The sequence below is a fragment of the Fontibacillus phaseoli genome (assembly GCF_003337355.1).
Lineage (GTDB): Bacteria > Bacillota > Bacilli > Paenibacillales > Paenibacillaceae > Fontibacillus > Fontibacillus phaseoli.
Map to the genome: position 1 here is coordinate 491,417 of NZ_QPJW01000003.1, position 13,504 is coordinate 504,920.

Annotated in this window: 8 protein-coding genes; 3 read left to right on the forward strand and 5 right to left on the reverse strand. The window is 49.6% G+C overall.

Annotated features, from left to right (window positions below; translation table 11 throughout):
• Positions 1–224 precede the first annotated feature (224 nt).
• On the forward strand, positions 225–971 hold the full coding sequence (locus DFP94_RS12275; RefSeq protein ID WP_114496753.1) for a GTP pyrophosphokinase: 747 nt from the start codon (positions 225–227) through the stop codon (positions 969–971).
• Positions 972–1,181: 210 nt separating this feature from the next.
• On the opposite strand, the gene DFP94_RS26290 is transcribed toward DFP94_RS12275, so the two are convergent.
• The 3 genes from DFP94_RS26290 to DFP94_RS12290 are packed head-to-tail and all read right to left on the reverse strand — an operon-like array spanning position 1,182 to position 5,616.
• The gene (locus tag DFP94_RS26290; RefSeq protein ID WP_281269482.1) at positions 1,182–2,360 is read right to left on the reverse strand and encodes a YecA family protein; all 1,179 of its coding nucleotides are present in this window, start codon (positions 2,358–2,360) and stop codon (positions 1,182–1,184) included.
• 26 nt (positions 2,361–2,386) lie between these two features.
• Positions 2,387–4,342 (reverse strand): elongation factor G, encoded by a 1,956-nt coding sequence (locus tag DFP94_RS12285; protein ID WP_114496754.1) that lies wholly within the window; start codon positions 4,340–4,342, stop codon positions 2,387–2,389.
• 38 nt (positions 4,343–4,380) lie between these two features.
• On the reverse strand, positions 4,381–5,616 hold the full coding sequence (locus DFP94_RS12290) for a GGDEF domain-containing protein (protein WP_181873124.1): 1,236 nt from the start codon (positions 5,614–5,616) through the stop codon (positions 4,381–4,383).
• A 285-nt stretch (positions 5,617–5,901) separates the two neighbouring features.
• Here DFP94_RS12290 and DFP94_RS12295 point away from each other — a divergent pair, with 285 nt between their 5' ends.
• Both DFP94_RS12295 and DFP94_RS12300 read left to right on the forward strand, forming a co-directional pair.
• Positions 5,902–7,677, forward strand: coding sequence for an ABC transporter ATP-binding protein (locus tag DFP94_RS12295; RefSeq protein ID WP_114496756.1), 1,776 nt, complete (start codon positions 5,902–5,904; stop codon positions 7,675–7,677).
• Positions 7,664–9,439, forward strand: a complete 1,776-nt coding sequence (locus DFP94_RS12300; protein WP_114496757.1) for an ABC transporter ATP-binding protein — start codon at positions 7,664–7,666, stop codon at positions 9,437–9,439. Before DFP94_RS12295 ends, DFP94_RS12300 begins: the two co-directional genes overlap by 14 nt.
• 134 nt (positions 9,440–9,573) lie before the next feature.
• Here the strand turns inward: DFP94_RS12300 and DFP94_RS12305 are convergent, their stop codons facing one another.
• Both DFP94_RS12305 and DFP94_RS12310 read right to left on the reverse strand, forming a co-directional pair.
• Entirely contained in the window at positions 9,574–12,867 is a 3,294-nt protein-coding gene (locus DFP94_RS12305) for a chitinase N-terminal domain-containing protein (RefSeq protein ID WP_114496758.1), read from the reverse strand.
• 123 nt (positions 12,868–12,990) lie between these two features.
• Positions 12,991–13,326 (reverse strand): hypothetical protein, encoded by a 336-nt coding sequence (locus tag DFP94_RS12310; protein ID WP_114496759.1) that lies wholly within the window; start codon positions 13,324–13,326, stop codon positions 12,991–12,993.
• Positions 13,327–13,504 lie beyond the last annotated feature (178 nt).

A 13,504-nucleotide genomic window follows, 5' to 3' on the forward strand; every position in this document is an offset into this window, starting at 1 on the left:
ATCTTTCCCCCTCTTTTCTACGATTGATTTTGCGCACAATGTTAAATATAGGATATCAGAACACAATCATGATCTTCTCCCACTTTTCTCATAGGATTGAAGTGAACCGGCGGATTGGAGTGAACCGGCAAAACATGACCGAAGTTGGAAAGCGGGCTTTAATATAAGCTATAATTAGGAGGACCGACAGCTTTTAATACTTTTTTGCAAGAAGGACGGTAAACATGACAGACAATCCCATTGAACAGATGAAGGTTATTCAAAAAAATTTGACGCGCTTCATGATGATGTATAAATTCGCTTTGCATGAAGTGGAAACGAAAATCGAAATTTTGCAGGAAGAATTTCAACTGCTGCACGATTACAATCCGATCGAACACACGAAATCGAGATTAAAGTCTCCGGAGAGCATCATGAAGAAGCTGTACCGCAAAGGCGGGGCGAGTTCCCTCTCCGACATTAAAAACAACATCAGAGATATTGCGGGCATTCGGATTACGTGCTCTTTCATCTCGGACATATACCGGATCAGTCAAATGCTGCAAAGCCAAAAAGATTTAAACATCGTATCCGTGAAAGACTATATTAAAAATCCGAAGCCGAACGGCTACAAGAGTCTTCACCTGTTGGTCGAAGTTCCCGTATTCATGTCCGACCGCGAGGAATTGATATGCGTCGAAATCCAAATCCGCACGATTGCCATGGATTTCTGGGCCAGCCTGGAGCATAAGATTTTTTATAAATACAATGAGGCGGTACCCGATCGTTTACTCAAAGACTTGAAAATTGCGGCCGACACCGCCTATGAACTGGATTTGAAAATGGAGCAGCTCCAGCAAGAGATGGAAGAAATCAAGCTGGCTCATCAAACGGAGTCCAGTCTGGATCTCCAATTGTTGATTAGCAACGAAAAATTCAAAATTCCGGATAACCTGCTGAAATTAGTATCGGAGGGACTGGGACAGATCTAAGAATAATGGTTTTATAACATTTTTGTCCGCCTCGAGAACACAAGCATACTTAATTTATGCCGCTTGAATCAGATGTCCATGACAGAAACACTGGATTGGTCCTGCACAACAACAAAGACCCAACCTGGGAAATGAGGCTCTACGCTTCCATTTCACCGAGGTTGGACTTCTTTTGCTTTTTTACTTCTACACTTACACATCCGTACTACTTCATTTCCCGCAGCATTTCTTGTACTTTAGTCCGCTGCCGCACGGACATGGATCATTGCGGCCGATCTTCTCCGCTTTAACCGGGGAATTGCCGCCTGCCAGGGCCAGGGCAGGCCGGGCACCTTGAAGGTTCATTGCGTTACCCAGTTCTTTCGGAGTATGACCGCAATTGGACCATAGCCTAGTGTTGTTTTGTACATCGACGACCAAGCCTATCACTTGCTGGGCCTGCTTGGGATTGTCGAAGACAAGATCCCGTCTTTCGAATTCGTAGATCAGCTCCTGCAGCGGCTGCCCCATGGAACAAGCAAGTTGAATGTCATCGATCAGATATTGGACCATTTCCTCTTCCTGGTGCATTTGGTTCACGACATAGCTTGCCAAGGCTTCAAGCTGCGGCGTCATTTCAAAATATCCGTCATCCGCATATTTGAGCAGTTCGATCTTGTCCGGGACATAATACGGCTTCCCTTGAATGCTCTGCAGCAAGGACTGCAATTCGTCTTCCCCGCCGTGATCCACAAGGCCGGCATCCATCAGGCAGTCCTCATCCTCATTCAGAACAAACTTCTGCTCCCTTTGCAAAAAATGCTCCAGGTAATCATCCAGTTCCCCTGCGGCGAGTGGCTGAGATGCGTTTTGACCGTTAAAGATCTCCTCAAGCTTGTCCGTTGCGTAAACGCCATACAAATTCGTCAATGCCAGTATATATTCATATACCAGCGCCCGTCTGCTGCGGTTCTTTTCAAAAACCGGCGCATTCAGTTGCGCATAAGTCTTCTTCACTTCATCCGGCATGACCAGATACAGTTTCCCTTGATAAAAGAAGGTGAATACAAGCCCGTGATCGAGCAAAAACCGGTAATAGCCATATGGATAGTAGTTGTCCTGCACAAAAGGATTGGCGTAAAGCGATTCAAATACTGTCCATTCCTCAGTATCCAGCATAAACAAGGCCGATTCCAGACGGCCGGGATCTGTAATTTGCTCAAGTACAGCCTTCGTCAGCTCATCCTGCTTCATTTTCGATCTTCCGGAGATGTCGTGCGCTTTGGCAAGCGAAGAAGTCCGTGTCTTCGTAAGTTCTCCCAGAATCCCGCGCAGGGACGTGTTCATCTCCCCCACGATCGCGTACTGAATATTGGTTTGTTCCATCATTTCATTAAATTCGATTTCCATAGAAACTCCTTTATAATAATTATTTATTACAAGGCGTGCATTTTGCTTTCCGCTTCTTCCCACGATACGGAATACCCCTGACCCTTGGCGCAAAAGATGGACGAGGACGTGTACTCCGGATCAGCTTCCTTATTATAGCCTATCCGCTCAAGGATCTCCTGCTCGTTGTGACATTGATCGTAACCCGTAAACGTCAGACTTAGGACGCCTTTACCTTGGGTAAACGAAGCCAGTTGGCTGCCGTAATCCATAAATGTTGCTACGGGCACGCTTCCCGTCAGAACCGTCTTGTCGCCTTCACTCCGCGGCGCATCAAACTTGCCGTGAGCCTTGCCGATATCCGACATAACTCGGCCTATCTGGTCCGGTTCCACTTTGATTTTAAACTGGTAGAGCGGTTCAAGGAGAATGTTTGACGCCTTTTCCAGCCCCTGCCGTAGAGCCCTGTACGTCGCTTCCCTGAAATCCCCGCCCGTCGTGTGTTTATTATGAGCCCTGCCGGTCAACAACGTTATGATGACGTCGGTTAGCGGTGAACCGGTCAGCAGGCCATGATGTTCCCGCTCAAACAGATGGTGGCGAATCAAATTCTGATTCCCGACCGACAAATCATCGGCATGACAGGCATTTTGAAAGGTAAGACCACTGTTTCGCTCCCCCGGCTGCAACTGAAGATGCACCTCGGCATAATGCCCGAGCGGTTCGAAATGGCCATAACCGACCACTTCTGCGCTTATCGTTTCCTTGTATAAGATTTCCGGCCGGTCAAAAGTTACCTTCAGCTTAAACCGCTCCAAGACGAGCTGTTCCAATACTTCGAGCTGGATCTTCCCCATGACGTGAAGGTGAATCTCCTGCAATCTTTCCTCCCAGACCACATTCAGGGTAGGGTCTTCCGCATCCAGCATTTTAAAATACGGAAGGGCTTCCTTGACGGAGATGCCCGGTTCAAAAATCACCTTGGACTTTAACGTGGGGACCGTTTCGAACACTGCCCTTTCTTGTAAAGTCCCTGCTCCATCGCCGACGGCGGTCTGGGATAACCCGGTTACCGCGAAAAGCTCGCTCGCCTCCACCCGGTCCACCGCTTTATATTCGCGTCCGTTATACCTGCGGATTTGGGTTATTTTTTCGGTAACAGAATGGGCCTTATCACCGTAATTAATACTGTCCCTTACATTTAACGTTCCGCTTAAAGCCTTGATGAAAGTGATCCGGGTTCCCTGATCATCATGACGGATACGATAGACGCGACCCGCAAAGGGCCCTTCGCTTGAATAGTTCGTAACCGTAAGCAGATGGAGCTTTCGCAGGAAATCTTCGATCCCGGTCCCCTGAAGGGCAGACCCGTAGGCGAAAGGGTAAGCCCCTTGATTTTGAATCAGCCGGCGCATCGCCTGGAGCCACTTATCTTCGTTATAGGCATGCTCCATATAGTAGTCTAGCAGAGCTTCATCGCGTTCCGCGACAAAATCAATCAGTTCCCCGCTCATCCGGCCGTCCTCGACAAAGGAGTCCGTCATGTCGCAAAGATCTCCCGAGAAATTCAGCTTTAGTTCCTGCACGACCCGGGGCACGTCGGCTCCAGTCCGGTCCATTTTATTTATAAAGAAGAAACAGGGAATCCGATGTTTTCTCAAAAGCCCCCATACGGCCTCCGTCTGGCCTTCGATCCCCTCCACGGCGCTAGCGATAATAATGGCGACATCCATCGCCTGAATCGCCCGTTCCATCTCTGGGGAGAAATCCATATGTCCCGGCGTATCGATCAAAAAATAACTGGAGTCCTCGTAGGTAAACGCTCCTTGATCGGCGAATACGGTAATTCCCCGCTGCCGTTCGATTTGATGGCTGTCCAAAAAGGCATCCTGATGATCGACCCGCCCCCGCTGTTTAATGCTTTTGGTATAATAAAGCAGTTGTTCCGAGAAGGTCGTTTTCCCGGCATCCACATGCGCCAAAATCCCGATCGTTTTATTCATTTCTATCCTCCGGTTTATGCCCATGTTAAATCCTTCATTTATTTGCTGACACAATTTCTGCCTTTTTTCTTGGCGCGGTATAGCGCCGTATCCGCCGATTTCATCACAGTGTCCGGCGTTTTGTTTTTTTCGCTTTTTTGGGAAACGCCGATGCTGATCGTTATGTAAATTTGTTTTTGCTTGGCAGACCTGGAATTACTTCGTGATTTGCGTTTCGACTTATTTTTTTGCCTGCCGGTCCTTCGCAGCGTAAAAGCCCGTTTGGATACCTTTTCTCTTAACTCTTCCAGATGGGGAACGACCTCATTGATACTTTTTCCGGGAAAAAGAATCGTGAACTCCTCTCCGCCATAACGGTAGGCCTTCCCTCCACCCGTAACATCCTTGATCGTGGACGCTACCAGTTTTAAAACCTCGTCGCCCGTATCGTGCCCGTAGGTATCGTTGAATTTCTTGAAATGATCGATATCCAGCATCGCCATGGCATAGTTGATGCCCAATTTCATCATATCCTGCTTCAGCGCCCGCCGTGAAGGCAAACCGGTCAATTCATCCGAGAACGCCATCGAATACGAATCCTGAATGATCGAAGTGATCATGATCATCCCGGAGGCCGCAAAAGAGATAGAATACTGGAACGGGTCTCTCTGATCGTGAAGTACAAAAAACACCGCGCAAAGTACCCCTATGAATGAAATATCCTGAGAGGATCTATTTCTTATCTGCTTCAGAACAAGAATGGCTAATGCCGCAAAAAAGAACACTAGCGCCGATTGCGGGACGGGCGTAAAGGAATGAAGGCCAGGCAGAAAATCCCTGCGAACCAGGGCCAGGAGATTTGCTTGTTCCGGGTTCATCAACCAGAATGCAGCCAACACCTGGGCGAGAATGATCCCGATGCGAATCCCTCCCCACAAGCTCAATATCCCCCGTTCTTTGAAAAAGGAAAACAACCCGATATTGAAAGGAATCATCAGACAGATTACGGAATAAATATCAACCGGATTCATTGGAGCGGTTTTCCCTGGTATCACGGGCAAAGAGGTAACGGCAGCCAAACAAAGTCCGAGTACGACCAGAATAAAAAACTCCCGGCTCCGGTTGAATTTCCAGGAGATCACCGTCCCGATCAGCAGTAAGACATATGGAGCCAGCTTCACCATGTCCAATTGCGGCTGCGACATGTCACCGGTTTTTTGGTAAAAAATATAGGAAAGCGCGATTAGAAGGAATGGAAGTACAAGCTTCAAGATAGTCTTTGCTGTGGTCTTCAAATATATGTTCCCCTCCATGGGTGGGATTCTACTCTATGTATTTTAATTCGATCTATTCTATTATCGGTTGAGGCAAGGGGACAGCTTATAGTTGAATTTTTATCTATTATTTTCGAAATTTCACACAAATTCTTTCGATATTTATGACAAATTTCGATTTTCTGCGACACGTAGAATTAGGCATTGATCTTACCTGCCCAAGTGGTATAATCACGTTAGTTTGTTGATTGAAGCAATGCATTTTTTCAACAAGAATATGAGAACAAACAGAAATCAGGTGATTAAATGTTTGAACTAAAGTGGCTTTGGAAGAACCTGGAGGGAGACCGTGCGCGGTATATCCTGGCGCTTTGCCTCTCAGTGGTGGGCTCCTCGCTCATGATCGTGAATCCTTACATCGGCCAGCGCATCGTCGATACGTTTATAGCCAACGACAACGCGCTGCAGAATTTATCAGAAGAGCGTGGGCTGCTCATTATGCTCTGCCTGGGCATGATCGGCTTTTCCCTGCTGCGAACCGGCCTGGCTTATTTAACGACGATGCAGTACGAGTGGTCCTCGCAGAATATGCTTTATCGGGTCCGCGTCTATCTGTACAACAAGATTCAAGAGCAAGACATGAACTATTACGATCACAACCGCACCGGCGACCTTATGACCAAGATGACAGGCGATCTGGACATGGTGCGGCATTCCATGGCATGGATTATCAAGACGATCATCGAATCGCTCACGATTTTCCTCGCTGCCGTGATTTACTTTTTTACAATCGACGTAGAGCTGACGCTTTGGCTACTTATTTTGTCCCCACCGATTTTTGTGGTGGCCTATATTTTTGCCAAACGCGTGCGTCCGATGTATATCGACCTGCGTGAACGGCTGTCCCAGCTCAACACCACCACCCAAGAAAACATTTCCGGCAATCGGGTGGTTAAAGCATTTGCCCGCGAAGAATATGAAGTCGAAAAGTTCAACGACAAGAATGTCAACTATTCCAAGGCGAATAAGACCGCAGCGCTCGTATGGCTCGATTATTTCCCTTATCTGGAAACTTTCGCGCAAGCTTTCAACGTGATTCTGCTGTTGGCAGGCGGCCTGTTCGTTATGAACGGCCGGATCACTTTCGGTGAATTCGCGGCCTTCTCGTCGCTCATCTGGGCCATTTCCAACCCGATGCGCAACATCGGCATTATCATCAATGATATTCAACGCTTTTTTGCCAGCTTGACTAAGATTATTGAGGTATATTACGCGCGTCCGGGGATCGTCAACGAACACAATCTCGTGGACAAACGCCGTTATAACGGCCGTATCGAGTTTGATCACGTCAACTTCAAATACGGCAGCGTACAAGTACTGCATGATGTAAGCTTTACGATTGAACCGGGTGAAACCGTTGCCATCATGGGCTCCACAGGATCGGGCAAAACGACGCTAGTCAACCTGATCCCTCGCTTCTATGACGTAGCTGAGGGACGGGTGCTGGTCGACGGCACCGACGTGCGCAAGCTGGAGCTCGACGAGCTCCGCGGCAATATCGGCGTGGCCACCCAGGACGTCCTCCTGTTCTCCGACACGATTGACGGGAATGTCGCCTACGGCGATCCCGACCTGCCGGAGGAGGATACGATCGGTTACGCCCAGCTCGCGGCCGCGCACGATTTCATCACCAAGATGCCGGAAGGGTATGACACCATCGTAGGGGAACGAGGCGTCGGCTTGTCCGGCGGACAGAAGCAGCGTATCGCGCTCGCCCGCGCATTGGCGGTTCGTCATCCAATCCTGATTCTGGACGATACGACCTCCGCCGTCGACCTGGAAACCGAAGAGCATATCCAGAAGAGTTTACGGGAACTTGAGTACCCCTGCACGAAGATCATTATCGCCCAGCGCGTGTCCACCACGGCGGAGGCCGACCGGATCCTCATCCTGGATGAAGGCCGCCTGATCGAAGAAGGCACCCACGCCGAGCTGCTGGCGAAACGGGGTTACTATTACGAAGTGTTTATGCTGCAGAACGAGGGTATTGGAAGGCAGGTGACAGAGCATGGCAAGAAATAAATTCGACATCGACGAAAACCTGGAATCGCCTTTTGATATCAAGCATTTCCGGCGTGCGCTGGTCTACATCAAGAAGCAGAAGAAGCCGATGATTATCGCCTTCGTGCTAAGCGCCCTTTCGGCCGCGATTTCGCTCTCCGCCCCGCTGATCATGCAGCATGTCATCGACGTCACGATCCCGGCCAAGGACGTGAGCGCTCTGGTAGGCTGGTCGGCGCTGATGCTGGTTACGATTGTCGTCAGCGTATATTTGGCCACGATCCGCTCGCGAATGATGACGAGCGTCGGGCAGGATATTATTTTTGACATCCGTAGTGATCTGTTCAAGCATTTGCAGCAGCTTCCGTTCAAATATTACGATGACCGCCCGCAGGGCAAGATTCTGATTCGGGTCGTCAACTATGTCAACTCGGTATCGGACGTGTTATCCAACGGGATTATCAACTTTATTCTTGAAATCGTGAACCTGATCTTTATCGCCGCCTTCATGTTTGCCGTGGACGTTCGTCTCTCGTTAGTCATCCTTGCGGGACTGCCCGTCTTCCTCGGCGTCATGCTGTTGATTAAGACCCGACAGCGGCGGGCATGGCAGGCCGTGTCCAACAAGAGTTCCAACTTGAACGCCTACTTGCAGGAAAGCATCAGCGGCATCCGCGTGACGCAAATCTTCTCCCGCGAGCAGCGCAATGAGGACATCTTTACGCGCCTTGCAACCAACTTCCGGACAGAGTGGATGCGCGCCCTGCGATACAACGCCTTGATTCCGTTCACGGTCGATAATCTGGCGACGATCGTCACCGCGTTGATTTATCTTGTCGGTCTGCTCGCTTTGAGTCCGGCGGACGTGACCTTTGGCGTCATTCTCGCGATGGGTGCCTACGCGGCGCGTTTCTGGCAGCCGATCCTGAACCTGTCGCAACTGTACAACAACTTCATCAATGCGGTTGCCTATCTGGAACGGATTTTCGAAACGCTCGACGAACCGGTGACCGTAAGCGACGTGCCGGACGCAAAGAAACTGCCGTCGATTCAGGGAAGAGTGACGTTCGACAATGTCACCTTTGCCTATGACCCCGGCAACAATATTCTTGAACATCTTTCTTTCGATATCAAGCCGGGGGAAAGCATCGCCCTGGTAGGGCCTACCGGCGCAGGCAAAACGACGGTCGTCAACCTGATCTCGCGCTTCTATAACATTACCGGCGGCAAGATCCTGATCGACGGCCACGATATCTCGCAGGTGACGCTGAATTCCTTGCGCAGCCAGATGGGCATCATGCTGCAGGACAGCTTCATCTTCTCGGGGACGATCCTCGACAATATCCGTTACGGCCGACTGGATGCCACGGAAGAGGAGGTCATCGCCGCAGCGAAGACGGTATGCGCCGACGAGTTCATCCGTGAGTTTGAACAAGGCTACATGACGGAAGTCAACGAGCGCGGTTCGAAGCTGTCCCAAGGACAGCGGCAGCTGATCTCGTTCGCACGGACGCTCTTGGCCGACCCGCGGATCCTCATCCTGGACGAAGCTACCTCGTCGATCGACGCCAAGACCGAGCGGCTGCTTCAGCAAGGCTTGAACGAATTGCTTAAAGGTCGGACCTCCTTCATCATAGCGCACCGGTTGTCCACGGTGAAAAACTGCGACCGCATCATGTACGTGTCCGACAAAGGCGTCGCCGAATCCGGCTCTCACGATGAGCTAATCGCCCGCCGCGGCCTGTACTACCGGCTCTATACGGCTCAGAAGATGGAAGCTTAAGCTTTTGAGCCGCCGAATATAGCAACAAGCCCCCGATGGTTAGTAATCGGGGGCTTGTTCTATTTCATTTACTCTAAGGGAAGTCCTACCAATCCAAGCCCATTTCCCTTGGACCGGGTTTGTGTCTGAACTTGTTACTTTTCAACGCGAACCGTAATGCTCTCGCTCTTAGAAACTCCGGCTGCGTTAATCATTTCGGCTACATATTCGTAAGTGCCTGCAGCTTTGTTGTCCAACGTCGACGTAGCCCGTTGTGCACTAGGGGTAGCCTCCGAAAGCGCCTGGGTATCGATCAATTCGCCATTCTCATAAAGCCGGTACTCGTAACCGTTGATTCCCCACCACATGTTCATCGATATTTGATAATTCCCGTCACCGTCCCAATTGTCGTGGGACAAGACCGGTTTGCTCGGATTGGCGTCCGAGACGGTGACGACATGAGGCTGCGATTTCGTACTTCCTTGGGAGTTGATCAACTCGCCAACATAGGTATACACTCCGTTGCTTTTCCCGGCAATGTCGATGGACAGTGATTGGGCGGACGGAGAAGCATCCGATAAACTTACGGTCTTGATCAAGACGTCATTTTCATACAAGTTGAATTCGGAACCGTTATTTCCCCACCACATATTCATCGTGATGACATAATTACCGTCCCGGAGCCCGGTATCATGCCCGTTATTGTCCGAGAGTACAGGCTGTCCGGGAACTCCTGCAGCCAACGTGCGGCCGACCTGAAACGGAATGCTGTTCTGTAACACATTTCCCGCAAAATCCGCCACAGCATAGTGCAGCGTATGTTTACCGACTCCAAGGTCCTTCGCGTTGATCGGCTGACCGGGTTCAATGTCTTGTCCGTCTACCGACAGCTTTTGCGTTGCTATTCCGGACCCTGTATCGATACCGGCCAGCTCAAACTTCAAGACATCCTGTTCCAGAACATCTCCGACCGCTTTGCCCGATTGGGTTAAAGTAACGCTTGGCGCAACGGTATCCAGCTTTACTTCCATCGATTTTGCGGTTTCCGTACCGCCGTCTGCATCCACGGAATAGTAATGAATCAAGCTTGTTCCTTCAAACTCGATGGAAACCGGTGCTGTATAGGCCACCTCCGGTCCTTCATTGATAGCATATTTTGTGGATACGTTGCCTGTCCCCTGGGCGATAGCCGTTAAGGTAAGCATTACGCTCTGGTTAAACCAGCCATGTTCGTTAGGCGAACCGGAAAGCGTAGCCGTAGTTACGGGTGGAGCAGAGACCTGCGAAACCGTAATATCGCTTAATCCCCGGACTTTCAACTGATATATGCCTTTAAAAATGGAAGAGACACCCCGCAAATTAACCGTCTGCCCTTCCTGATAAGGAAAGTCGGCAAGCGTTAAGCCTGTTCTTGCATCCACGCGCACATGATTGCTGACACCGTTGCTAACGGCATCGAATTCAAAAGAGCCCGCCGGAGCAGCCGCTACGATATTCCGAATCTCCGCCTTGCTCAACTCGATAAGCTGCCCTTGATTTCCGTCGTTCACCGAGACCTCCGGTTTCGGTTCAGGCAATGCCGCTATTCCCATCTTCTCGATCGCAACCGGTGTAGTCAGCTCAAGTTCCGTATTGTAAAGAACTGTCGGAGCGGTAATTTTTATGATGTCTCCCTGATGAAAGCCGCTCGTACTCTGATAGACGTAAATCCCGCCCGTTGCATCCTGCAGGTAGAAAGCCTGTCCGCCAAATGCACCCGGTTCCGTAGTGATCGTGCCTTGAAGCGTGACCACGCTTCCCTCCGGCTTATTTCGTCCTTCGGCAATCGTAATCAGATCGGGAATCGGGTTTTGTTCATCCGGAAGCGGTTCGGCAGGTACATTGGCCAATGTTACGGATTTCGTTAAGAGGTTATTGCCGTTTTGTCTTAACCTAAGATTCGCGGTCCCCGCCGTCCCCGGCTTGATCCGTACGGTGAGATCTTTATAAGCACGTCCCTGGCTGTTGGAAGTTAAGCTAAATGCTTCACTATAGCCATAAGCGGAAGGCCAAGTCCCGTTCGCATTTTGGATCTTCGCGATTTGGGTGCCTCCGGTGAGATAAATTCCGGTACCGAATCCCGATACCGTCGCATTTGCAGGCAAATTATCCACGACGACGCGAATTTGAAAATCCTGCGCATTCGGAAGCATAGCTTGATGCACGAAATTGTAAGTTACTTGCCCGTTTACCGTTAACCCGCCGTAAGAACCTGCTTTGAAAGTAGATGAGTCCCACCATTTATAACCTGCCGCCGGAGCCGACCAAGGTTCGGGCTGAGGCTCCGTGGAAGCTTCCGGGGCTTCAAAAGGATGTAGAACAGTCTCCTCATCCAACTGTAATTGGGCCACTTGATCCAATTCTGTGTAATTTTCTTGATCCGCTAACCAATTCACCATATTCACGAGCAATACACCGTCGTCCTGCTCTTTAAATCCGTCGTAAGTGGTCTTCTTGGCTCCCGTTTCCTCACGCAAATATTTAGGGGAAGCATCCTCGACCGGAGAAGAATCTCCAATGAAAGCTGCTTTTCCAAGTCCGACTTTGGATACCGCCACATACGGACCTTCCGCCACGCCTCCGCCATTATATACGCCCTGATCCACCGCATTCCCCCAGGCATCGTCGGTCTCCGGAAGATATACGATTCCTTTAGCTTTGCTAGGGTCGGTAATCGCCAGGGTAGAACCGGCATGCATGGCTACTCCCGATACGCCTTCCGTAATGCCGAAAGCCTGGTCCGGCGCAACGATTTGATTGGCCGTAATATCGCCTAGCGCGTTATAACGAAACCGGACGCCGAAATTGTCGCCGAGCCAGTCTGAGCTGACCACCCCTTGCATGGCGGCCGAATTTTTCTCCTCCGTGCTCATGCCTTTCGTTGGATTCTCCCATGCTCCACGACGATAGCCGTTGATGGACTCGGAGCCGTCCCACCGGTTCTTATTCCGGTCGGCATTGTAGTGATCGCCGATAAAGAAAATACTTCCGCCTTCTTCGACGTATTGTTTCATCGCGGCTTGTTCGCTTTGCTTGAAAGGAATATTCGGTTCGGCAATTACGAAAACTTCATAACTGCTCAAGTCGCTGTAAGTAATGGGGGAAGATTTCCGCAGCTCCTTCACTTCAAACCCATCGCCCGCCAAGGCATGTCCAAAATCCGAAAACCCGCCGTCAATGACCCAATCGGCCGCTCCGGCCGTTTGCCCATGCGTGTTGTCGAACAAAACCTTTTTTCCCGCATTCTCATTGACCACTTTCGCAGGAATATAAGGCGCGGGATCGTTCGGGCCCTCGGCATGAATGGCCGGGGTCTCCAAACCTAATCCCATTTGAAGCGATAAAGCTAAAGACAAAGCTATTGCCGATCTCAGCCATTTGGCTCCCTTGCGAGCAAACCACTTATTCATGATTTTCCTCCCATGTGTTAAAGATTAGTTCAACACCCTCATTTTGCCATGGGAATATTAGTGGAAAACCTAAAATATGTAAGGGGAAAATAAAATTAGAATCCTTCGGTTTCTTACTCTATCCTAACTATTCGCTATTACGGAATTAAACGCATAATAATAAAAATGAATCGGAATCAAACTAATGATGATCCCTGTGATCGCCAACCTTTTGCCTTTCGACGAATTCAGCGCCATGAAACCAAACAAGAGTCCGGCTACAGAAGCGGCACATGCCAAAAATAATAATAGATTCATCCTTCCTATATACTGACTATCGCGAGTAACGCGCCCGCTAAATATTAAAATCACAGGAATGATTAAGAAAATAAAACTCGGTATGCTTAGAATAAACGAGGATAAAGCAAACGCGTATCTGTCCTTTCGTCTTTTGGGTGTTAATCCCACTTGCGGTTCCATAAATACCTCCCCCATAGGAATTAAGAAACTACTCTCATATTCCGGAATTTGTATGTATATCCACACTTTATCATAGGCGATGGAATTGTTCTATGTGGGGAGGTTTGAACGAGTGAATGCTCACTGATTTAGAATAATGACCATGGTTTCTAGCTTTTTATTAGGGCTTGTATGCATA